The 23,785-nt window shown below is 69.5% G+C and carries 16 protein-coding genes; 9 read left to right on the top strand and 7 right to left on the bottom strand.

The genetic code is table 11. The features are described 5' to 3' along the window. From ACGFI9_RS34615 to ACGFI9_RS34605, 3 genes are all read left to right on the top strand, one after another. Positions 1-657: hypothetical protein (locus ACGFI9_RS34615; protein ID WP_393184842.1), on the top strand; the 657-nt coding region annotated here is incomplete at its 5' end. A 191-nt stretch (positions 658-848) separates the two neighbouring features. Next, complete coding sequence (locus ACGFI9_RS34610) at positions 849-2,651, top strand: IS481 family transposase (RefSeq protein WP_393184853.1); 1,803 nt, start codon at positions 849-851, stop codon at positions 2,649-2,651. 53 nt (positions 2,652-2,704) lie between these two features. Further along, entirely contained in the window at positions 2,705-3,022 is a 318-nt protein-coding gene (locus tag ACGFI9_RS34605; RefSeq protein ID WP_393184839.1) for a hypothetical protein, read from the top strand. Between the two features lie 184 nt (positions 3,023-3,206). Here the strand turns inward: ACGFI9_RS34605 and ACGFI9_RS34600 are convergent, their stop codons facing one another. Then, positions 3,207-4,253, bottom strand: a complete 1,047-nt coding sequence (locus ACGFI9_RS34600; protein WP_393184837.1) for an IS110 family transposase — start codon at positions 4,251-4,253, stop codon at positions 3,207-3,209. A gap of 544 nt (positions 4,254-4,797) precedes the next feature. On the opposite strand from ACGFI9_RS34600, the gene ACGFI9_RS34595 reads away from it, so the two are divergent. Further along, entirely contained in the window at positions 4,798-5,175 is a 378-nt protein-coding gene (locus tag ACGFI9_RS34595; protein WP_393184834.1) for a hypothetical protein, read from the top strand. Positions 5,176-5,259: 84 nt separating this feature from the next. Here the strand turns inward: ACGFI9_RS34595 and ACGFI9_RS34590 are convergent, their stop codons facing one another. From ACGFI9_RS34590 to ACGFI9_RS34580, 3 genes are all read right to left on the bottom strand, one after another. Further along, a complete protein-coding gene (locus ACGFI9_RS34590) occupies positions 5,260-5,967 on the bottom strand; it encodes a hypothetical protein (protein ID WP_393184833.1) in 708 nt (235 codons plus the stop codon). A 284-nt stretch (positions 5,968-6,251) separates the two neighbouring features. Further along, a complete protein-coding gene (locus ACGFI9_RS34585; RefSeq protein ID WP_393184831.1) occupies positions 6,252-7,088 on the bottom strand; it encodes a hypothetical protein in 837 nt (278 codons plus the stop codon). 845 nt (positions 7,089-7,933) lie between these two features. Continuing rightward, a protein-coding gene (locus ACGFI9_RS34580) for an IS5 family transposase (protein WP_393184851.1) occupies positions 7,934-8,727 on the bottom strand; the annotation gives its coding sequence in 2 pieces (ribosomal slippage) (positions 7,934-8,391 and positions 8,391-8,727; 795 coding nt in all). A gap of 96 nt (positions 8,728-8,823) precedes the next feature. Between ACGFI9_RS34580 and ACGFI9_RS34575 the strand changes: the two genes are divergently transcribed. The 3 genes from ACGFI9_RS34575 to ACGFI9_RS34565 all read left to right on the top strand — a co-directional run bounded on the left by ACGFI9_RS34575 (position 8,824) and on the right by ACGFI9_RS34565 (position 19,217). After that, positions 8,824-9,057 carry a hypothetical protein gene (locus ACGFI9_RS34575; protein ID WP_393184829.1) on the top strand — a complete coding sequence of 78 codons (234 nt, stop codon included), beginning with the start codon at positions 8,824-8,826 and terminating at the stop codon, positions 9,055-9,057. Positions 9,058-9,756: 699 nt separating this feature from the next. Beyond that, positions 9,757-13,056, top strand: a complete 3,300-nt coding sequence (locus ACGFI9_RS34570; protein WP_393184827.1) for a LamG-like jellyroll fold domain-containing protein — start codon at positions 9,757-9,759, stop codon at positions 13,054-13,056. A gap of 14 nt (positions 13,057-13,070) precedes the next feature. After that, entirely contained in the window at positions 13,071-19,217 is a 6,147-nt protein-coding gene (locus tag ACGFI9_RS34565; RefSeq protein WP_393184824.1) for an RHS repeat-associated core domain-containing protein, read from the top strand. 148 nt (positions 19,218-19,365) lie between these two features. Here the strand turns inward: ACGFI9_RS34565 and ACGFI9_RS34560 are convergent, their stop codons facing one another. Next, complete coding sequence (locus ACGFI9_RS34560) at positions 19,366-19,752, bottom strand: hypothetical protein (RefSeq protein WP_393184822.1); 387 nt, start codon at positions 19,750-19,752, stop codon at positions 19,366-19,368. 792 nt (positions 19,753-20,544) lie between these two features. Continuing rightward, positions 20,545-21,033 carry a hypothetical protein gene (locus tag ACGFI9_RS34555; RefSeq protein ID WP_393184820.1) on the bottom strand — a complete coding sequence of 163 codons (489 nt, stop codon included), beginning with the start codon at positions 21,031-21,033 and terminating at the stop codon, positions 20,545-20,547. Between the two features lie 755 nt (positions 21,034-21,788). Between ACGFI9_RS34555 and ACGFI9_RS34550 the strand changes: the two genes are divergently transcribed. Beyond that, positions 21,789-21,965, top strand: a complete 177-nt coding sequence (locus tag ACGFI9_RS34550; RefSeq protein WP_393184817.1) for a hypothetical protein — start codon at positions 21,789-21,791, stop codon at positions 21,963-21,965. A gap of 462 nt (positions 21,966-22,427) precedes the next feature. Here ACGFI9_RS34550 and ACGFI9_RS34545 read toward each other — a convergent pair whose 3' ends face one another. Continuing rightward, a complete protein-coding gene (locus tag ACGFI9_RS34545) occupies positions 22,428-23,285 on the bottom strand; it encodes a hypothetical protein (protein ID WP_393184816.1) in 858 nt (285 codons plus the stop codon). A 77-nt stretch (positions 23,286-23,362) separates the two neighbouring features. Between ACGFI9_RS34545 and ACGFI9_RS34540 the strand changes: the two genes are divergently transcribed. Next, complete coding sequence (locus ACGFI9_RS34540; RefSeq protein ID WP_393184814.1) at positions 23,363-23,749, top strand: DUF6745 domain-containing protein; 387 nt, start codon at positions 23,363-23,365, stop codon at positions 23,747-23,749. Positions 23,750-23,785 lie beyond the last annotated feature (36 nt).

The following is a 23,785-nucleotide window of genomic DNA, read 5'->3' as shown; positions in this document are numbered from 1 at the left end:
GAACCGCCTCACCGCCATCGACGGCCAAGCCAACGTCGCCTGACCTGGTCCCGTTCATTCGTACCTACCTGGACCCACGAACTCGTACGCCGACAACTACGTCCGGCGGCCTTACTGGTCAAGCCCGAGGTGCGGGCGTTCGCCACCGAACCGAGCGCGTCCCAGATCTACCTGGCTGTGGGGTTCACTTTCTTGGCCTCGCAGTTCCTGGGCACTGGCCACCTGGACGGCGTGGGCCTGTTCAATGTGTTGCCGTTCCTGCTCCTCGTCGGCGCCGGTCTACAGGTTGCCGGCGGCTGGCGCGGCGTTTTGGTCGAGCTGCGACCGGACGGTGTCTGTCAACGCGACTTCGCCGGCTCCTTGATGGTGCCGTGGGAGGCGCTGGCAGCTGGCCGCCCTTCCCGACCCGCAGTCAACGCCGCCACCCTGGCCCTTACCTACGCCCGACCGGAGTTGGTCCGCCGCCGCGGCATCCTCCCCCTGGGCCGGCGGCTGCGCGTCGACAACGTCCATCCGTGGTTCATCGCAGACACGATCCGGCACTACGTCGACCACCCACAGCACCGAGCCAAGATCGGCGAACCAGCCGAATACCAACGGCTCTGGCATGCGTTGACGTCCCCACCCGCTGGCCCCGACCACGCCCACGCTTCCTAGGCCCACTGTCAAGCAGGTGCTGGGACGGATTCATCAAGCATGTGGTGGGACTAGACACACATGTCGTGTCCCGGCTGATGCTTTACATCGGCGTCCCACCTGATGCTTGACAGTGGCCGTGTTCGGCTTCTTGATCGCGTGATGTCTGCGGGCATCGCGAGGTCAGGGGGCCGGGATTGGCGCTGGTGCACATGTCGGTGGTGGAGCAGCGGTATCGCGCGGTTCTCGCGGTGAAGGCCGGAGATCGCGTGGGCGAGTTCGCCGCTCAGCTGGGGGTGACGCGGCAGAGTGTTCATGCATGGTTGCGTCGGTATGAGGAGGCTGGTCTGGCCGGGTTGCAGGACCGGTCGCACCGGCCGGATTCGTGCCCGCATCAGTCGTCGCCGGAGGTGGAGGCGGCGGTGTGTGAGCTGCGGCGGGAACACCCGCGGTGGGGTGCGCGGCGGATCGCGTTTGAGCTGGGTCGTAACGGCTGCCCGGGTCCGGTGCCGTCGCGGATGACGGTCTATCGGATCCTGGCCCGGCACGGGCTGCACGTGGCGGTCAAACGTCGCCGTGGCCGGGGCGACTATGTGCGGTGGGAACGGGCCCGGCCGATGGAGTTGTGGCAGATGGACATCGTCGGCGGAATCATCCTCGCTGACGGCACCGAGGCCAAGGTGGTCACGGGGGTGGACGACCATTCTCGGTTCGCGGTGATCGCGAAGGTGGTCCGTCGGGCGACCGGCCGTGCCGTGTGTCTGGCCCTGGCCGAAGGGCTGGCCCGGTTCGGGGTGCCCGAGGAACTGTTGACGGACAACGGCAAGCAGTTCACCGACCGGTTCGGCAAGGGCGGGGAGGTACTGTTCGACCGGATCTGCCGGGAGAACGGCATCGTGCACCGGCTCACCCAGCCCGCCTCCCCGACCACCACGGGGAAGGTCGAACGCTTCCACCAGACGCTGCGCCGAGAGCTGCTGGACGACGCCGGCGTGTTCGCCGACCTGGCGGCGGCGCAGGCGGCGGTGGATGCGTTCCGGCACGAATACAACATCGACCGGCCGCATCAATCCCTGGACATGGCGTTCCCGGCCGACCGGTTCCGCCCCGCAAACGGCCCGGATCAGCGGCTGATGCCGGTGAAGCTGCACGGCTTCCTCGCCGACGCAGTCGGCGAGACCGCACCGATCGCCCCGCCGGTCGACCTGGCCGCGTTGGCGTCGGTCGACGACGCCGAACCGCCGCAGCCAGTCGTCGACTACCGCGGTGGGCCGGTGGAGTTCGACCGGGTCGTGCCGCCCTCGGGGAACCTGCAGGTCGCTGGGAAACAGTTCTGGCTCGGCCCAGCCCGCTCCGGCGTGACGGTGACGTTCTGGGCCGACACCGACGTCATCCACCTGCTCATCGCCGGCGCCCGGATCAAGTCCGTGCGCTCACACCTGTCGGTGACCGACCTGGCCATGTTGGCCCGCACCGGCGGCCGCCCGGCCGGGCCATCGCCGCTGCCGGTGGACACGGCGGGCCGTCCGGGCGTGGTGGAGGTCGAACGGACCGTCAGCCGCAGCGGCAGCGTCTCCCTCGGCCAGCACATCATCCTCGCCGCCGAGATCCTCGGCGGCCGCCGCGTCGGCATCCGCGTCGACGCCCACACCCTGACGTTCTTCGACCTGGAAACCCGCCAACTGCTACGCACCCGCCCCAACCCGCTCACCCCCGAGGAGGTGATCCGGCTGCGCGGTGCCCGCCCGGCAGATCCACCGCCCCAACCGGCCATCGGACCCACCCGGGTGCAGCGGCGGGCCTCCAACAGCGGAGTCGTCATGGTCGTCGGCCAGAAGGTCGCCCTCGGCCGCGTGCACGCCGGCAAGACCATCACCATCGACGTCACCGACACCACCCTCACCGTTGAGTGCGACGACGGCCCCCGCACATTCCGGCGGACCAACGACCAACCCGTCCGCAGCATCAAAACCCACCGACCACGCAAGATCAGCCGGGACCTCGCACCGTCCTGAAACGAACTGGTGCCACCACGTCTCCGGCTCTCAGGCATGATCGAGTAATGGGCGTGCAGGTCTTCCTATACCAAGGAGCCACCCACATCGACCGGATCGCAGACCCGGCCGGGGGCACCTTCGACGCAGCCGGTGACTTCGACCGGCTGCTACCCACCTGCGACGCCGCATACCCGATCCTCGGTCGCGTCGGCCCCCACGACGACCTCGACCTCGACCCGGCCACCATGCCCGGCCTAATCGCCGAGATCGACCGACTGCTGCCCGCCGCGCACAACGATCGGGAACGCCGCGGCCTGCAACGCCTCCGGACACTTGCAGACCTGTGCTCCCGAACCAACAACGGATCCTTGATCATCGCCGGCGACTAACCGCCAGCGGCGACGGTCACGAACACACCACTACGATGACCCGAAACTCTCCTAGGCCAACCGTCAACCCTCACCTGGGACGGAAACGTCAAGCCTCAGGTGGGTCTCGGCAGTGGCGTCTTGGGCGTGTCCTGTCACGGCACATGCTTGACAGTGGCGTCCCACCAGACGCTCCTATGGCTCGTCAAGTCCTTCCGGCGGTTTCCATGAGCCGGAACATGTGCCGGGCGGTGTAGCGCTTGAGGCAGCGGCGGATTTCGGCGTCGGATTTCTGTTGTGCGCGTCGGCGGGTGAGGTAGTGCTGGGTGGGTTCGTGGCCGTGGATCATGCGCCAGTTCACGATCGTGTGGAGAGCTCGGTTGAGCTGGCGGTCGCCGAAGCGGTTGAGCCGGTGACGGGTGATGCGGCCGGAGGACGCCTGCAGCGGGCTGACGCCGGCGAGGGCGGCAAAGGCGGCCTCCGAGCGGCAGCGGCCGGGGTGGGACCAGGCGATGACCAGGTGTGCCGCGCTGACCGGGCCGACGCCGGGCTCGGCCAGTAACGCGGGCATGATCGCGTCGACCAGGTCGTGAAGTTGACGCTCGTTGGCGCGGATCTCTTTATCCAGCAGACGGATGCGTTGGGCCAGGCTGCGCAGGGTCTGCCGCAGGACCCGTTCGGTGCGGGTGTGGCGGGGGTGAACGCGTAGCAGGGCGCACGCGGCGGTCTGCCGCGGCGTTGACTGTCGGCGTAGCGGCTCGCGCAGCTGGTCCGGTGCGGTCAGCAGTGCCTTGAATACGTTGATCGCGGCGGTGCGGGTGGCATTGGCGTGTTCGCGGGCTACGAGCAGGATGCGTAACGCTTCCCGGTCGCCGTCGCTACGCGGCTGAGCGTGATGTCCTGCGGCCAGGGCGGTGCGGGCGGCCAGAAGCGCATCGGACGGGTCAGACTTGCCTGGCCGCCGACCGACGCGCTGCGGCCGCCCGGCCTCGATCACCTGCTGTCCCGCGGCCAGGAGCGTGCGCAGCAGCCCGGCTCCGTGCGAACGGCGGCCTTCGACCGCCCAGATCAACCGCGGACCTGGCGCCTGCTGCACGGCCCAGGCGATAAGGTCGCTGCACCCGCCAGGGCTCGCCTCGATGGTGATGGTCGCAATCTTCCGCCCAGCGTGATCGAGCAGGCAGGCGGTGTGCGTGTCGGTGTGAGTGTCCACGCCGATGACGGCATCGACCGATTCTGCGAGCATGGGCATTACACCGTTGCTCCTTCCCAGGGGCGGTGGTTGACGTTGGCACCGGCCTGGGTGGAGACACCTACGGCACATCTGTGATGAGCCACGCCGCAAGGGCGGGCAAGCTTCTGATCAGGCCAGACGGTGGGCCAGGCCGGTGCCGGCGATCAAGACGACAGGTCAAGCGCAAGGCACGCCAGAAGCGGCCAGATGGTTGATGAGTCAGCCCTGATCACCGGCACCGGTCCTGGCAACAGTCCACCTAGGACCACCACCGGGAGCCTCACAGATGGTTGACGAAACGGCGTCGCAGGACGCTTGACGCCAGGACGAGATCGATAGGTTTCGGTTCCTGGGCGAATGGTAGGGCGAGGCCGTCCCGGAGGGGCCGGTTCCCGTTCCAGGGTTCCGGCCGTCGGATGGCACGATGCGTGCTGTGAGTTGGCACTTGCTGGTGGCGCCCCTGCATGCCGTTGTCGCAGACGGTGGACTTGAGTGGGCAGCCGGCGCTGAGTCGTCCTTTGGTCTGCCCGAGGAGCCACCGGCGGCCCGTGAGCTGCCGACGGTGGCGCAGGTCCTGTCCGCGTTCCGGGAGGCCGGCTGTCACGGCGTGCCGTGGTTCCGGGTCGCCGGTCATGATCTGACCCCCGATCTTCCGGGCTGCCCGGACCCGGCCACCTGCGCATCGATGGGCGGCCTGGACCTGGGCGAGGTCAGTCTGGGCGTCGTCGATCGCGCAGCCGGTGACGAGCCTGTGGAGTTGGACCAGGCCGTGACTGACATCGGGTTCCGCAAGCCGTCCGGCACTGCGGTGCTGGCCGCAGTGGTGGCGCTGGCATCGCAGGCGGGGTCGCTGCTGGTGTTCGATGACAGCGGCGAGCACGTGTTCGTGGTGTCGCCGGGCGACGATCCGACCCACCTGGCCGCGCATTGGCCGTGGTAGCCACCAGCGCAGAAACGGTCCTGCTTCCCGGTGCGAGGGCTCACCCAGCGGCGACTGTGATCTGGTGTTTGGCCTTCGTGCGGATCAGCTCGGTGGTGCTGCCGTGGGGGACGGCTGTGATCGGGTGCCGGCGACGTAGACGGTGATGGTGTGCTCGTCGAGGGCGACGGACACCAACTTGCGGGCGTGGACCTTGCCGACCTGGATGCGTTGTCCCGCGACCTGGATGCTGCCGTTGACGGACACGACCCGTTCCACTTGCGGGGCGGCCGCTGGGGGCGGGACTGCGGACGCTGGGCGGGCGTCGCGGATGCGGCCGAGCGCCGTGGGCGGGAGTGGGCAACGTAGGGTGCGGCGCAGCTTCCCGGCGTCGTCGACGACGTGCGCGAGGATCTCGTCGAGGCGGACCCGGATTCGCCGGCCGGCAAGGGGCATGCCGACGCTGATCTGCCGGCCGCCGATGCTGATCCCGCCGCAAGCGTTGACGACCCGGTCGACCTCGACGGCCGCGGTGTGCGGTTCGGGCTGCGGCAATGGAGGCGGTCCGGCAAGGCTGCCACCGTCAGCCAGGAGGCTGGCCAGGTCGCGTTGGGACAGCCGGGAGGGACTGGACTTGATCCGGCCGCCGTCGGCGGTCAGGACGTGCAGCCGGTCGGTGTCGACCCAGATCGTGACTGGGGTGCCGGCGAGGGCGGGGCCGAGCCACACCTGCTGCTGGGCGACGGTCAGGTTGCCCGACGGTGGCACGACCCGGACCAGCTGCACCGGCTCGGAACGGCGGGTGGGCACCATCACCGATCCGGAGTCGACCTCAACGGCGGATGGCTTCCTCGGAGCCGGTGGTGCGGCGGGCAGCAGCCCGGTCGGCAAGCGCAGCGGCAGATCCTCTGGTGCTGACCGATCCCGCGTCGGAGCGGGGCGATGGAAGCCGTCGGCGGGGAAGGCCTCGTCGATGCCCTGGTGGGTCAACGGCAATCGAGAAGCGGCCCTGACCAGCGCCAGTGGTCCGTCTCCGCGTGACCGGCGTGCACGCCTAAGTTCCGCTTCAACGTCTGTCCTCGGATAGCCCGAGGGCTCTAGCCGCGCGCCAAGGTCGCCATCGCGACGAGCGCGGTGACGGGCAACAGCCCGGCGACGATTGCGAGGGTGATCATGGCACGCCGCGGGGCGGTGATTACCTGGCCATCGGTGCTGGCGGCGGCCGGCACGTCACGCAGCATGGCCACGATCCGTTCGACCGTGCGCGCCTGGGTCCGGCCGTTAGTTCGGTACCTGGTTCCGCCCGGGTCCAATAGGGGTGAGTCGACCCGGAACTGGACATGATCGGCGTTAGTCAGCTCGAGACGGACCTCCACGCCGCACCGGGTGAACTCGCCGAGCAGGTGTCGGGGTATCGATATGCGGCGCAGCGCCGTCTCGATCCGGAGATATTCCGGTGTGACGACGAACCGGGCGGCCGGTCCGGCCAGGTAGCAGCCGGCACCGCCGCTGGCGGCGAACGCCAGTTCAAGCAGGCTGCCAATGCGGGGCTGCTCACCCCAGTTCACCAGAGCGGCGCCGGCAAGTCCGCCAGCGGTGACCGCCGCATACAGGTAGGCAATGCCGCTGCGACGTCGTAGCGAGCGCCGCTTCCTCCCGACGCGGGCTGCGACCCCAAGCTGGTGGGGAACCTGCGGCAGGCGCAAGTGCGCATGGCGCAGGGCGTTGGCTGTGGTGATTCGTCCAGACACCGCCACAAACAGCGCGACGGCACCGAACATCGCCGGGAATATGAATCCGGCGTCTCCGGCGGCGGCCTCGGCCGGGGTACGGGCCGCCCAAAGGACCGCCGCGACGCCTAGCAGCAGCAGTCCGACGCTCGCCACGATCAGCGTCAGCCCCCAGGTCCAGACGAGCGCGCCGTTGTCGTGCAACCCGATACGTGATCGCCGGCCCACGCCACACCCCCGCCGATGTCCCCGCCGGCCATGCAACCGGCCGCTGATCATATTAGGAGCAACAGCCGAGCGGATGCCTGCCCTGATCGCTGAGCGAGCTTGGCTACTTCGGCCGCCAGCTCGGGAGCGGGCCGTCCCGGACGTCAGCGGATGACGGTGCACCGGCTGGCGAAGGGGATCCAACCTCTCGTCGGGGGCGGCGCCCAATTCGGCCCGATCGACGGGTTCTCGGCCTGAGCCGACAGCCAGATGCCATCCGCTCTCTCGCCGACCGCCGTCCTGGTCACGGGCGGCAACCGGTGGGTAAACACCTTCCGGTCCGGGTCGTACCGCATCCGGACCTCGCCCTGGTAATCCGTTGCAGAGACCCCGAAGCTGAGCATTACCACAATGGCGGCGAGGTCTAGACCCGGCTCGTCCAGTCGGACGATCACCTCGGGCCGCTCGGGCGGGTCCGGCGGTGTACAGGAGAGTGGATCCACTCGGCTTGGGGTCGCGACCAGTGACCGGATCCCGGGTACCCGTTGTGCCGCCGTCCCGATGGGGGTGGCCGAGGTGGAAGGAGACACCACGGTCGCCCGGGTCGGTGTCGGCGCGGGGGTGTCCGCGAATGTGCCCTCCGCCGCGTGCGGGGACGTGGTCGTTGCTGGAAACCTGCCCGGTCGCATGGGGCCATCTCGCTCCTGATCGAAGCAGCCCGACAGGGCGGGCAGTAGGAGCAGACAGGCCGCGACGGCTAGGCCCCACCGTCGGCGCGGCACGGCGATGATCCCCATGCACGGAGGTTAACGTCCGTTCGCCGACCTCGGTCCTAAGAGGTCCTAACAAAGTCGGGCGACGTGTCGGTACGTGATGATGCAGGTGGCGAGGCCGAGGAAGGCTTCGTGTATGTCATCACGGCGTTCCCACCGGATGCGTAGCCGTCGCATGCCGTGGTACCAGGCGATCGTCCACTCGACCACCCACCGGAACACACCGAGACCGGAGCCGTGGGGCTGGCCGCGGCGGGCGATCCGCGGGCGGATGCTCTTGCCGCCTACCGCCTTGCGGTACTTGTCGTGGTCGTAGGCGCGGTCGGCGAACAGCTGGTCAGGGCGCCGGCGGGGCCGGCCGCGCCTCCCGCGGACCGGCGGGATCTTGTCGATCAGCGGGAGCAGTTCGGTGACGTCGTGGCGGTTGCCGCCGGTCAGCGACACGGCCAGGGGGATGCCGGCGCCCTCGGTTAGGACGTGGTGCTTCGAGCCCGGGCGGGCGCGGTCGACCGGGCTCGGCCCACTTTTGGGCCACGTCGGGCGGCCCGTACATGCGCGGAGTCGATCACGGCGCGGGACCAGTCCAGCTTCCCGGCCGCCTGGAGCTCTGCCAGCAGCAACTCGTGCAGCCGCTGCCAGACCCCGGCTCGGTTCCATTCCTCCAGACGTCGCCAGCAGGTCATCCCGGAGCCGAACCCCAGTTCCTGGGGCAGGAACTCCCACTGGATGCCGGTGTGCAGCACGAACAAGATCCCGCACAGCACCTGCCGATCCGGGATCCGCTTCCGTCCCGGGTGCCGGGGATTGCGCTCAGGCTTGGGCAGCAACGGTTCGATGCGCTGCCACAGCCCGTCCGACAGGATCCACGGCGGCTGCTCACCACGCCTCACGGCCGAACACTGTAGATCATCGTCTACACCGGACAAGCCCCTAGATCATTTTGTTAGGACCTCTAAGACATGGCTGATCAGACCATGCCCGGCACGGATGGCTTGATCTGGTACTCGACGCCTCACGGCACGGTCGGCTTGGTCGTACGGGCCGCCGTGGTCGTTGGCTGCGCGCCGTACGCGCGCCGCCGGGCGCTGGATCGCGATGCTCGTCAACCGTGGAATGCAGCGGAGCGCAAGGGCATCAATCTCGCTTGGCTTCCCGAGATGCATCCGCACGTCGGCTGGCAAACAGCCATCTGATCCGTAGCCTCGGCGACGCACGCTAGAACGCTACGAGGGGCCCTCGACGCCGACGCCGACCCTCCGGTAGTCACCAGGTGGATCGCTCAAACCCGGGCCGAACGCCCACACGCGGAAGCAGATCTTGACGAGAACGCGTGCAACAGCCCACCCGGATGAGCCGAGCAGAAATCAGAGACCTGGTGATGGCCCTCGGCGACATCGCCGCCGCCCTTCGGGACACCTCTGCTCCCCTTTTGGCGTGACGCCGGCGTCCACCGGACGGGCGATCCCGGCCGGTCGTCCGACGTCGCCGCGCAGCGCGACGACGGCGCTCCTGAAGCCGCCGCCGGGTACCGACGCCGGCGCGGTGATCGAGCCGGCGTCCCCGCCGGGCTTGCCGAGCGAACCGACCTCGGCACCGCCACCGGCCGATGCCCCCGGCCCCCGTCGACCGGATCGGCACGCCAGCGTCAGCTGTGGTCGGGCACCGCGTGGGGCCGGCCCCGGGCGGTGGCGACGCGGCGCGAATCCGCCACGGCGACGGCCGCCGGTACACAAAATTCCCTCAAGAAATCGCTGCCGCTAGATGGATTCCCGGACGGCGCGCTGATGATTGGCGCCACACGGGCGCTGATCGCCCGCATCATCCCGACGTCCAGTTCAGCAGATCTGTGCACACGAGGGCTCGTGTGCCGGAAACCCGCTTGGGGAGGCACGATGCCTGCTGTCCCTTCGATCCTAGCCGTGGTGACGGCGCTGTCCGCCACTCTGATCGCGCCCCTGGCGGCGCCCGAAATCGCGGGGGCGGCGCCGGCCGCGACCCTGAGCGAACAGGCGGCCCGGGCCAGGGCGGTCACCACAGGTAAGCCGGTCGAGGCGACCGCGCTGCGCGACGAGCACCAGCAGGTGGTCGCCAACCCGGATGGCACGTTCACGCTGACCCAGAGCATCCAGGCGGTGCGGGTGCGCCGCGGGACGGGCTGGGTGCCGGTGGACACCACGCTGCGGCGCACCTCCGACGGCGGCGTCGCTCCGGCCGCGGCCGTGCTCGACATGTCCTTCTCCGGCGGCGGAACGGCGCCGCTGGCCCGGATGCGCCGCCACGGCGCCGAGCTGTCGCTGACCTGGCCCGGGACCTTGCCGGCGCCGACACTCGCCGGCGACACCGCCACCTACGCCGAGGTGTTGCCGGGCGTCGACCTGATGGTCCGGGCCAGCGCCGAGGGCTTCTCCGAGGTGCTCGTCGTCAAGTCGGCGGCCGCCGCGGCCAACTCGGCCCTCGGCTCGCTGCGCCTGGCCACCGCCGTCAAGGGCGTCAGGATGACGATGCGCGGGGACGGCAGCCTGGCCGCCGCCGACTCCGCCGGCAACGCGGTGTTCGAGGCGCCCGCGCCGTACATGTGGGACTCCACCGGACAAGGGTCCTCCTCGGTGCCGGGGGGCACGGTGCGGCGGATGGGCGTACGGGTCACGCCGGGGGCGCTCGCGCTCGAACCCGACCGCCAGTTGCTGACCAGCCCGGCGACCCGCTACCCGGTCTACATCGACCCGTCCTGGTCCGGGTCGCGGCTGGCCTGGACGCAGGTGTGGAGCAACCTGTCCACCACCTCGTTCTGGAACGGTGCGAACGACGCCGAGGACGAGGCCCGCGTCGGCTACGACGCGACCGACGGCAAGAAGACCCGGTCGTTCTTCCGGTTCGACACCTCAGGGGTGAAGGGCAAGCACATCCTGCAGGCCACGCTGCAGACGCAGGAGGTCTGGTCCCGGTCGTGCACCGCGCGGGAGGTCCAGGTCTGGGAGACCGGCGGCATCTCCTCGTCCACGACGTGGAGCAAGCAGCCGAGCTGGATCACCAAGCTGACCGCCAAGAGCTTCGCGAAGGGATACTCGTCGAGCTGCCCGGCCGGGGGCGTGGAGTTCACCGTGACCCCGCACGTGGTCAAGGCGGCCGCGGCGGGATCGACCACGATCACCGAGGGCCTGCGGGCGTCGTCGACCGCCGAGACCAACTACGACACGCTGTCCTGGAAGCGGTTCAAGAACAACCCGTCGATCACCATCGTCTACAACACCGTGCCGGGCGCGCCAACCAACCTCAGCACCGACGGCTCGACCACCTGCACCACCGGCACCGGCCGGCTGGTCATCGGCACCCCCACACCGACCCTGCGGGCCTCGGTCAGCGACGCCGACAACGCGGTGATGGCGCACTTCCAGTGGTGGCTGTCGACCGGCACGGCGCCGGTCGGCGAGTACACCTCCTCCTCGGTGGCCGGCTCGAAGCCGACCGTCGTGGCGAAGACGATCCCGTCCGGTGCGTTCACCAACGGGCAGATCGGCAAGTGGCGGGTGCGGTCCGAGGACGGCACGGACGTCAGCGGGTGGAGCTCCTGGTGCGAGTTCCAGATCGACACCACCCGGCCGCCGATCCCGACCGTCACCTCCAGCGCGTTCCCGGACAACGTCGAGGGTGATGCCGTGATGGGCGTGGCCTCGTCGGTGACCGTCGGCGCCAACGGCGGAGCGGACGTCGCCAAGTACGAGTACGCGCTCAATGGCGCCGCGACCGCGCTGAACAAGACGGCCACCCCGGCGGCGGCCGGCGGAGCGGTGACCTTCGCCGTCACCCCGGACCGCTTCGTGAACTGGCTTCAGGTACGCGCGGTGGACGCCGCCGGCAACAGGTCGGAGGTGGCGACGATGGTGTTCTACGCCGGGTCCCCGCCCGGCCCGGTAGGCGACTGGCAGCTGAACGAGACCGGTGAGGACGCCGCGGCCGTGGACTCCTCGACCAACGCCCGCGACGCCGCGCTGGGTGGCGGCGCGACCTGGAACGACGGCTACGACGGCGGGGGCCTCAGCCTGGACGGCACCAGCGGGTACGCGGCCACGGCCGGCCCGGTGCTGGACACCATGAAGTCGTTCTCGGTGAGCGCCTGGGTGTATCTGACGGACCTTTCGCACAACACCGTGGCGCTGACCCAGATCGGCGACCACGCCAGCGGGCTCACGCTCTACTACTCCAGCTCGTACAAGAAGTGGATCTTCAACCGGACGACGGTGGACGCGGACACGACGACGTTCGTGCGGGCCATCTCGACCACCACGCCGGTGACCAACACCTGGGTGCACCTGGCCGGCGTGTACGACGCCCCGGCGGGGCAGATCCGGCTGTACGTGAACGGCGTGCTGGAGGCGACCACCGCCTTCACCAGCCCGTGGGCGGCCACCGGCGTCTTCCAGATCGGGCGGTCGCGGGTGGCCAGCGTCTTCGGCGAGTACTGGCCCGGCCGCATCGACGCCGTCCAGGCGTACGACCGGGTGCTGCTGCCCGGCGAGCTGCAGCAGGTCCCGCGGCTGGCCGGCCGGTGGAAGATGGACGAGACCTCGGGTACCGTCGCCGCGGACGCCACCGGCGCCCACCCGGCCACCTGGTCGTCCACGGGCGTCAGCCGGGTCGCCGGGGTCAGCGGCAACGCGGTTGCGGTGAACGGCACGACCGGCGTGCTCACCACGTCCGGGCCGGCAGTGCGCACCGACGGCAGCTTCTCGGTGAGCGCCTGGGTGCAGCCGTCCGCGTTGACCAAGAACGGCATCGCGGTCAGCCAGCTCGGCACCGCCGTCGGCGCGTTCAACCTCGGCTGGGCGTGGAGCGACGACTACTCGGCATACCTCTGGTCCGTGCGTACCTCGGCCACGGATGTGTCCGGGTCGTCGCTACGCGAGGCGACCGACCTGTTCGACGTGCCGACGGCCGGGGTGTGGACCCACCTCGCCGCGGTCTACGACGCCCAGGAGCACAGCCTGCGGCTGTACGTGGACGGGCAGGCGGTCGACCAGACGAGCCATGCCAGCGCGTGGAACGCCGCCGGGGCTCTGCTAATCGGCCGTGGCCAGGCGTCGAACGTGACGTTCTCGCAGTACCTCACCGGCGCCATCGACGACGTCCGGGTCTACTCCGGCGCCCTCAGCGACCAGGCCGTCTTCGACATCTACAACGCCACCGCGGAATGAACGGGGGACCGATCATGCGCAAGGATCGAACCGTGGGCCGGCTCCTGCTGGCCGGACTGCTGACCGTGTCCGTGGCGGTCGTCGGCCAGGACCTGCCGGCCCGGCCGGCGCAGGCCGCACCGCTGACCTGGAAGACCGCCGCCCAGACCGAACGGTCCGTGCCGGGCCGGAACTTCACGCCGAAGGCGCGCATCGCCGCCCTGGACAAGTCGGTGCTGCGTACCCCGGCGAAGGTGGCCTGGCCGGCCGCGGGCGCCGCGGACGCCACCCTCGGCGCGACCCGCGCCCGGGCCGGCACCCTGCCGGTCTGGGTGAGCAGGCCGGCCACCGCGAACGCGGCGGTCGGGACGGTCCGGGTCGAGGTGCTCGACCGGGCGGCCACCGACCGGGCCGGCGTCGACGGCCTGCTCTTCCAGGTGCGCGGGGACACCACCGGGCAGGCGAGGCTCTCCGTCGACTACTCGTCGTTCCGCAACGCGTACGGCGGCGACTGGGGGTCCCGGCTGCGGCTGGTCCGGCTGCCTGGGTGCGCGCTGACCACCCCGGCCCTGGCCCGGTGCCAGGCCGGCACGCCGGTCGAGACCGACAATGCCCCGGCGCGGGGCACCCTGACCGCCGACGTCGCGCTCACCGCCGGCGCGGTGACCACGTTGGCGGCGACCGCGGCGCCCGCCGGTAGCGCCGGCGACTACAAGGCGACGTCGCTGTCCGCCTCGTCGTCGTGGGAGGCGGGCGGCTCGTCGGGCAACTTCGCCTGGACGTACCCGATGGACGCGCCGCCGTCGCTGGGCGGCCCCGAGCCGGACCTGGAGCTGCGCTACTCCTCCGGCAGCGTGGACGGACGCACCGCGTCGACCAACAACCAGTCGTCCTGGGTCGGCGAGGGCTGGGATCTGGGCGAGGGCGCCATCGAGCGGCGGTACAAGTCGTGCTCCGACGACGTGACGACCACGCCGAAGCCGTACGACATGTGCTGGGAGACGGACAACGCCTTCCTGACCGCCGGGGGCGACACCGTCGAGCTGGTCAAGGACGACAGCACCGGCATCTGGCGCAAGAAGCAGGACGACGGATCCCGCATCGAGCACCTGACCGGGGCCGCCAACGGCGACAACGACGGCGAGTACTGGCGGGTCACCGCGCCCGACGGGACGCAGTACTACTACGGCCTGCACCACCTTCCGGGCTGGGCGAGCGGCAACGAGGTGACAAACTCGACGTGGACCGCACCGGTGTTCGGCAACGACTCGGGTGAGCCCTGCCACGGCTCCACCTTCGCGACGTCGTACTGCACTCAGGCGTACCGCTGGAACCTGGACTACGTCGTGGACCCGGACGGGAACGCGATGTCGTACTTCTACACCACCGAGACCAACTACTACGGCCGTAACCTGACCGCGTCGGCCGGAACCGCGTACATCCGCGGCGGCTACCTGAGCCGGATCGACTACGGGCAGCGCGCGACCACGATGTACTCGGCGGCGGCACCGATGCGGGTGGACCTCGCGGTCGAGGAGCGGTGTGCGACCGGCGCCACCTGCGGCACGGAGGCGATCACCAAGGACACCGCGAAGAACTGGCCGGACACCCCGTACGACCAGGCGTGCGCCTCCGGAGCGACCTGCACGAACCTGTACGCGCCGACCTTCTGGTCACGCAAGCGGCTGGCGAGCGTCACCACCCGGGTGCTGGTCTCCGGCACCACCTACAAGGACGTCGACCGCTGGGCGCTGGGCTACCAGTTCCGCGACCCCGGCGACGGCACCTCGCCGGCGCTGTGGCTGGCCTCGATCACCCGGACCGGCCTGGTCGGCGGCACGAAGGCGCTGCCGTCGGTCACGTTCGAGGGCACCCAGCTGGAGAACCGGGTGGACGCGTTGGAAGGCATCCCGCCGATGTACAAGTGGCGGGTCACCGACATCTACGACGAGGCCGGCGGGCACACCCGGGTCAACTACTCGGCCAAGGACTGCACGCGGGCGGCCCCGCCGACCCCGGACTCGAACACCCGGCGCTGCTTCCCGGCGTACTGGGTGCCGGAGGGGGCGATCACCCCGCAGCTGGACTGGTTCCACAAGTACGTGCCGATCCAGGTGCTGGAGAACGACCAGTCCGGGCTGGCCGAGACCGAGGAGACCGACTACGAGTACCTCGGCGGGGCGGCCTGGCACCACGACGACAACGAGCTGACCCCGGCCAAGTACCGAACCTGGAGCGACTGGCGGGGGTACGGCCGGGTGCGAGTGACGCACGGCGCGGCCGACCAGACCCCCTCGCAGACCGAGACGCTGTACTTCAGGGGCATGAACGGGGACAGCCTGACAAGCGGGACGCGCAGCGCGTCGGTCACCGACTCGGAGGGCACCGCGGTCACCGACAACCCGGCGCTGGCCGGGTTCGTCCGGGAGGAGATCAGCTACAGCGGGGTCGGCGGTAGCGTCCTGGACGGGGAGATCTCCGACCCGTGGATCTCGTCGCCGACGTCGACCCACGGCGGCACGAAGGCGTACCTCGTCGGGGTGGCCGGCAAGCGCAGCCGGCTGGCGCTCGCGGCGGGCGGCTGGCGGCGGACGGAGGTGCAGACCGACTACGACGCCTACGGGCTGCCGGTGCAGGTCAACGATCTGGGTGACACGGCGGTCAGCGGCGACGAGGAGTGCAACCGCATCACCTACGCCCGCAACACGGCGTCCTGGTTGACCAACTACGTGGTCCGGCAGCAACGGCTGTCCGTGGCGTGCGGCGCCACCCCGAGCTATCCGGCCGACGTGATCTCCGACGTGCGGACCTTCTACGACGGCGCCACCACCTTCCCGACGGCGCCGACGCGGGGCGACGAGACCCTGGAGCAGGAGCTGGCGTCCTACTCCGGCGGCGCACCGGTGTACGTCCAGTCCAGCCGGTCCACCTACGACAGCTACGGCCGCGTGGTGGCCAAGTACGATGCCCTCGACGCCAAGACGACGACCGCCTTCACCCCGGCGTCGGGCGGCCCGGTCACGGCCAGCACGGTCACCAACGCGATGGGACACGTGACCACGACGACCTTCGAGCCGGCCTGGGGCAGCGAGACCGCCGTCGTCGACCCGAACAACCGGCGCACCGACCTCACCTACGACCCGCTGGGGCGGCTGGCCGCGGTGTGGCTGTCGGACCGCTCGAAGGCCGGCGGGGAGACGGCAAACCTCAAGTTCACCTACCTCGTGCAGACGAGCGCGCCGAACGTCGTCACGACCGAGGCCATCCGCGACGACGGCGCCTACGACGCGGACTACACGTTCCTCGACGGGCAGTTGCGCCAGCGGCAGACCCAGAGCCCGGCGCCGGGCGGCGGGCGGATCGTCACCGACCGGTTCTACGACTCCCGCGGACTGGTGGTGAAGGAGAACGGGGCGTACTGGAACAGCGGCGCCGCGGGCACCACACTGCTGACGGTTGCCGACAACACCGTCCCCGGCCAGACGGTCACCGTCTACGACGGGGACGAGCGGGAGACGAACAGCATCTTCCTGTCCTACGGGACCGAGAAGTGGCGCACCACCACCAGCTACGGCGGGGACCGCACGAGCGTCACGCCCCCGGCCGGCGGCACCGCCACGACCACCATCACCAACGCCGACGGTGACACCACCGAGCTGCGCCAGTACACGTCGGGTACGCCCACCGGCAGCTACGACGCGACGAAGTACACGTACACGCACGACGGCGCCCTGGCGAGCGTGACCGACGCCGCGGGCAACATCTGGAGGTACGGCTACGACCTGCGCGGCCGGCAGGTCACCGACGTGGACCCGGACAAGGGCACCACGACCTACACCTACGACAACGCCGACCAGGTTCTGACCACGACGGATGCCCGCGGCACGACCCTCGCGTACACCTATGACGCGCTGGGCCGCAAGACGGCCGAGTACAGCGGGTCGACGTCCGGCACCCAGCTGGCCGCCTGGACGTACGACACCCTCGCGAAGGGGCAGCCGACCTCGTCGACCCGCTACGTCGACGGCGCCGCGTACACCTCCGCGGTCACCAACTACGACACCCGGTACCGCCCGCTGGGAACCACGGTGACGATCCCGGCCGCCGAGGGCAGCCTCGCGGGCAGCTACCGGTTCAACACGGGTTACACCAGCACCGGCCGGACCCAGCTGGTGAGCTATCCGGCCGTGGCCGGGATGACCGCGGAGACCCTGCGGTACGGCTACGACTCCGACGGGCGGCTCACCACCGCGCAGACCGGCCTGTCCACGCTGCTCACCGCCGCCACCTACTCGGTGTACGACGAGCCGTTGCAGTACACGCTGCAGTCGGTGAGCGGCAAGCAGCTCGCGCAGACCTTCTTCTACGAGGACTCGACGCGGCGGCTCACCCGCGCCGTCGTCGACCGCAGCGTGTCGCCGACGCACCTGTCAGACGTCAACTACACCTACGACGCGGCGGGCAACGTCACCCGGATCGCCGACACCCCCGTCGGCGGCACCCCGGACACCCAGTGCTTCACCTACGACTACCTGCGCCGGCTCACGTCGGCGTGGACGGCCACCGACAGCTGCGCGACCTCGCCGAGCGCGGCCGTGCTGGGCGGTGCCGCGCCGTACTGGCAGTCGTGGACGTACGACAAGACCGGAAATCGGCTGTCCGAGACGAACTACGACACCACCACCGGGGCGGGCACCACCAGTTCCTCGACCTACCCGGCGGCCGGGACGAGCCGCCCGCACGCGCTCTCCTCAGTCACCACCGCCGGCGCCACGAACAGCTTCAGCTACGACGCCGTCGGCAACACCACCGGCCGTACCGTGGCCGGCTCGACGCAGGGCCTCACCTGGGACGCCGAGGGCAACCTGAGCAAGGTGGTGGAGGGCGGCAAGACCACCGAGTTCCTGTACGACGCCGACGGTAACCGGCTGATCCAGCGGGATCCCGACGCGGTGACCCTCTATCTGGGGCAGGCGGAGGTCAAGCTCATCAAGGCCACCAGCGCCCTCGCTGCGACGAGGTACTACCCCCTGGGCACGGTCACCGCGGTGCGCACGTCCGCCGGCGGGCTGACGTTCGAGGCGGCCGACCGGATGGGCACGGCGCAGTTGTCCGTCGACGCCGACGACCTGGCCGTCACGCAGCGCCGCTACCTGCCCTTCGGTGAGCTGCGCGGCGGCAACCCGGCCTGGCCGACGGCCAAGGGCTACGTCGGCGGCAACGTGGACTCGTCTATCGGCCTCACCCAGTTGGGAGCCCGGGAGTACGACCCGGACACCGGGCGGTTCCTGTCGGTCGACCCGATCATCGACCCGAACGACCCGCAGCAGATGAACGCCTACGCGTACGCCAACAACACGCCGGTGACGATGAACGACGCGGATGGCGAGTGGCGGAAGCTGCCGGGGGGTCACTACTGCGACGGCTGCGGCGGCTACGACAACCCGCCGAAGTCGAAGAAGAAATCGCACGGGGGGAAGAAGAAGCACAAGAAGGCGTCGAGCCCGGCGGCGCACCACTACTGCGACGGCTGCGACTACCAGCGGTACAAACAGAAGGCGGCGGAGAAGCACTACTGCGACGGCTGCAACTTCGCCAGGGAGGCGGCCGAGGCCCGGAAGCAGGCCCGGGAGTACGCGGCGGCGAAGCGGCGCGCCGAGCAGGCCGCCAAGGCGAAGCTGGCCGCCCTCAAGAAGAAGAAGGACGCCTGGAACCACTGCCTGGGCGAGTCCCGAGGCTACAACATGGACAAGTGCGGCAAGGACCCGATGCCGGGCACCGGCCAGACCATCCAAGGCCTGCTGGCGAAACGCATCTTCATCAGCGAATCGTTCTGCGTCAGCAGATGGTGCTTCAAGGCCAAGGTGCAGAACGGCAAGCTGAGCCTAAACACGGGGACCTCCCTCACCATGCCCAAGCAGGGGTTCAGCTTCCCGACCATCGGGGTGGCGCTCAAGTCGAGCGGCCGGCAGAAGAGATCAGTGTCCGGCTCGCTCGGCCGGTGGGGCGTCGGCGTCGGCATCAAACCCGACGGCCACCCGGACTGGAAGGACATGGACTTCACGGTGGGCACCAACCCGGCCGGCGGACCGCTGGGATCCGAGAACGGCTACGTGAAGGGAGCGGGCATCAGCATGACCCAGGGCTGGAAGAGCTGGTGTTTCAACGGTGACTGCAAGTGACGCCCAGTAGGAGCTGAGGAGTGGCCCGCCGGTCCCACCGGCGGGCCACCGCCGCTCTCCCGAGCGAGTTCCTCAGCGGGTGACGCTCGACGACGGACACGGGCAGAGGCCCGGGCATTCCGCCCGGGCCTCTGCGCGTCGTCCAGGGTCAGCCGCAGTGCTCGAACGGGCTCTCGTACCACTGGCTGTCGTAGGAGCCGCCCCACATGATGCACTTACCCGGTGCATAGACCTTGACCGGGCCGGCGTAGTAGTGAAAGTAGCCAGAGTCGACCTTCCCGGGCGAGCCGTACGCCTGCACGACCGCTCGTACCCACGCGCTGTTGCCCGCCGCTCCGGTCTTCCAGGTCACGACGCAGTTGGTGCTGCCGTCGTAGAACAGGTAGGTGACCGCGCTGGAGCCGTAGGAGTGGCTGTCGATGACGCGGTTACTGCCTCCCCCGCAGGCCTCGTAGGGCGTGGACGCCGCCATGGCGGGGCTGCTCAGGACGGCCGACGCCACCAGGGCGGCCGTCGTGCTGAGCGCGAGGGTCACACTTCGCTGAATGATGCCCACTCCGGAGATGCCTCCTGATCATGTCGACGGAATGATCAGGATAGCCGTGGGCGACCCCGAACCGGGGGGACGCGATGATGCCGTTTCACGCTGCTGCGACTGGCGTCGGGCGAGATGACCCTCGCGACGCCGGTGGTGCTTCCGAGCCGTCACCTGGAAGCGCATGACCGCTGCCATCTCGTACCGCCGGCCGGTGTTCCGCGCGAGGCGTTTCCCCGTCCTACAGGATCGCCTCCACCTGGTCGACGTCTTCCTCCGGCACGATGTTCCCGGCGAGGGCCCGCACGTATCCGGCGTCAATGCGGTAGGCGCACCGCACATGATAGTCCGCTCCATCTGCACTGAGGATCAACCTGCGGCGGTATCGGTCGGCCGGGCAAGTTCCGTATCGGCGATCCGTTGCACGTCGGGTCGGGATCACTGATGTGCTGGTGGAGGGTGTTCGAGGGCGGCGTCGGGCAGGACCACGATCTTTTCGGCCGGGCGCCGGTTAGCCGGGGTCAGCCAGTCCTACGGCTGTCACGCGGTGGACCCCGGGATGGGGTCCCCGTGGCTCTCAGTGACCTGATCATTCCTGTTGTCTGGTGCAACTTGATCAGAGTGGAAGAGCCAGGGGCATGGCTGACGATGCCCTCGACCGCGTCGGCGTCCGACCGGCGGCCGCGACCCCGAGGCCGGCAACGTTAGCTGGCGCCCGGCAGGGTCGCCGCCCTGTGCCGCGTCGCACAGGGCGGTGACCAGTCGATCATCTATGGCTGAGGAGCGTCGTCGTCAGTTGCCGGAGAACGACCACAGGAACTGGCCGTACCCGTCGTAGTAGTCTTTCTTGTAGCCGCCGTCGACGTACTTCGTCTCGCTCTCGCTCCAGTCGAAATTGCACCGGACCCAGGTGCCGTATCCCTGGTTGTTGCGGCAAATTCGGTACGTGATGGAGCTACCTGAGGAACTGATGAACGCCATCGCCGCGTAGCCGTCCGCCTGGCCGTCCCGGACGTAGACGTAGTCGCCGTCGTAACGGATGCAGACGCCGGTGGAGTGGTAGATCGTTGATGCGGTCCCGCAGGGCAGGCCGCCCGGCGCGGAGACCAGAACGCCGGTCTGGCAGGACGCCCAGGAATTGGAGCAGTCGAAGTAGAAGTCCTCGCCGCCGGCCATGCTCGGCGAGGACACGGCGAACACGGCGGTGACCGTGGTTACGAGGGCAATCAGGCTGGCCCGGAGGGCCCGGCCCGGGCCGGGCCAGATTCGCGAGAGTTTCACAGCAAAATCCCTCCGATGTGGAAAATGCGCGGGCAGGTTGGCGCGGTTACATCCTCGATCAACCGGGAGACGCGGACCATCCCTACCGATTTACTTGAGGAAATCTTGAGTGGTGAGCCACCGGCAATCTCCGCTCAACGAAGTTAGCGGGGCCCGGCTGGTGCGCCTGGTTGCCCAGTGAGGAAACGTCATGTGAGGTCCCGCTTTCCGTGATCATCTTGCTGTCGAAGGGTAAGCAGATAGGCGGTACGCAGAAGACGAGCTGAACGTGCCGTCACAAACTCCGCGAACGTGTCGCTGGATGCCACCGGCTCTCCTTCATTGTGGGTCGCCGGTTACTACCCGACCGACAGACCGGAAGGTTGCCCACGGGATTGGTTTCCGCGACCCGGCCCTCACATGGTGCGTCATCGTGGCGGCCCGCGCCGCCTCACCGAGGTCCCGCCTGTCCCCGGCCGGCACTCCGTTTGGCAGGCTCGCCGGGCGATCCGAGGGAGACGGGCAGGCGGCTGACTGGCCGGCGACGACGAGTTCGCCGTACCGGGCAAGGATCAGGCCCGGGAACTGGCGGACGCGCTGGTGGCGTACGGCTCCCCCACGTCACGGCGGGATCGGCGCCGCACCGCGGGTGGGCGGTGACAGCTGTCGACGACGCTTCGTAGTCGCCACCGCGTCAACCCCACTCCCCCAAGAGATCTCCATCAAATCGCGCGGGCCCGAGGGCTCGGGTTCCAGATCCTGCACGCAGATGGGTAGTGGGGAGGACACTGTCGTGGATCACCCGCTGCCGCCGTACCACCCGTGACTACGAACGTAATCCCGAGCACCAGCCCGCGATGCTCCAGTGGGCCATGGTCATCGTCATGACCCGACGCCTGGCCCGCTACCAGCACACCGGCGGACTCCGCCTCACCACTGCCAACACCGGCTGATCTGGTTTTTCAACGGGCGCTGAAGGAGGTCACCCGTGATGCGGTCCAGGGTGGCGATGGCCTGGAAGACCCTCCGCTCGGCATTGCGCGACAGGTCGAGGCCGGTAGGGGCAGCCGCCCACTGAGGCGGGCTGGTCCCCACCTGCGCGTGACGGTCTGCACCGGCCGCTGGCTGATCTCACACGGCGGCGAAGGCGCGGGTATGGCTGCTGTCGGGGCGGGCCGGGGTTTCGGAAGACCCGGCCCGCCCGGACAGTCAGCCCCATGCGTTACGAGCTGCTGTAGTCGATGGCCTCGTCCGGCGAGACGTGGATGTGTCTGTGTGCTGGAACCCGGGTGGGCTTCGGGGATCGTTCGACAACATCGGGCGTACCCGTCTCTTCACCGTGACCGGGACTCCGGTCGCCTGACGAACACTGCAGGGGCGGCGGCCTGGATGCCGCCCGCGGTATGTCACGACCGTCAGGCGCAGCCCAGCGCTCCGGCGTAATCGGCCGGTGGATGTCCGGCGGCCACCTTGTCGGCGACCCTCCAGAACTCCTCCGGCCACGCTCCTCTGCTCTTCATCTGGTGCAGCACCTGCCAGTTGTGGCTGCTGCGCAGCGCGCCGGCGGCCCGCCGGCGTGCCGCGTCGTCGCCGGCCCGCTCCGCGCGCAGCCACTCGGCGATCCAGGCGCAGCCCACCCGGGACGTCACCTGCGCGCCGAACTGGTAGGAATCGTTGGTGCCGACGTCGTTCAGCGCGGCGACGTCGAAGTTCGGCGGCAGCGGCACGTCGGCGAGCACCTTGGCCGCCTGGGCGTCCACCCGCTCCGGCGTGACGATCTCCGGCGGGAGCGCGGCCAGCCAGGTGCGCACGTCGACGCGCACGACATGCGTGAGAAACCGATCGAACTCAGTGCGGGTCCAGCCGCCTCCGGCATAGAGTTCGACGAAGACACCGTCGCGGGGGCGGAGCATGACCGCGAAGTCGTGGTCGCTGTAGCGGAACAGCTCACCCGGCCAGCCGTCCACTGTCACCGGCTTTGGGGCGCTGACCTTGAGCCGGTCGGCGTGGTAGCTGTCGTACCAGCCGGCTGGGTACCAGCTCATCTTCACGTCCAACTTCCGACCGCCGTTGCGGAACGCGATGGTCCCCTGCTGCTTGGCGAACCCGAAGACGCCGTCCACCCGCCAGCCAGGCTGGTCGATGAGCAGTCGCGGGTTCTCCTCGGCGGCCTTCATCGCCACGGGCGAGTAGACGATGGCGGCTCCGGCGTTCGGCGTACCCGTGGGAACGGCCCGGTGGTCGTCGGGCTGCGCGCCGGGCACGGTGGACACGGCGATGACGCCGGCGAGGACGGCGGCCCAAACTGGCGCCGCTACACGCGCTCGACAGCGGCGTTCCGCTCGCTGTAGTGCTGCACCAAGGCGTACGCACGGCACTGCACCGGAGCCTCGCGCACGGGTATTACCTACCCGTGCGCGCGGCGCTGGCCAGCAACGCTCCGGTGCCGGTGTGCTGGTACGGGCAGCAGGACGCGTCATGGATCACCTACTACGACATGCTGCATCAACTCGGCCTTGCCCGTTACGGGCCAGACGACACCGAACACCTCAACGTCTGGGCCAGCCTGGCCCGCTCCTGCGGCTGGTGGTGGCCCGGCGAGAACGTCTGCGTCGTGGTGGACCGGCCCCAAGCAATACGAACCGAGCCGGTCCCCAGAACAGCGCACGACCAGATCCGACTGCAACCTCGCGGCGTGCGCTACCGCGACGGCTGGCAACCACTCCTGAGCATGTGACCTGAGTCGAAGGCCGGCCGGGACAGGCACCCACCA

It is taken from the genome of Micromonospora sp. NPDC048930 (assembly GCF_043197935.1).
Lineage (GTDB): Bacteria > Actinomycetota > Actinomycetes > Mycobacteriales > Micromonosporaceae > Micromonospora.
The sequence above is the reverse complement of the archived record's forward strand: the minus strand, read 5'-3'. Positions and strand labels throughout refer to the sequence as shown.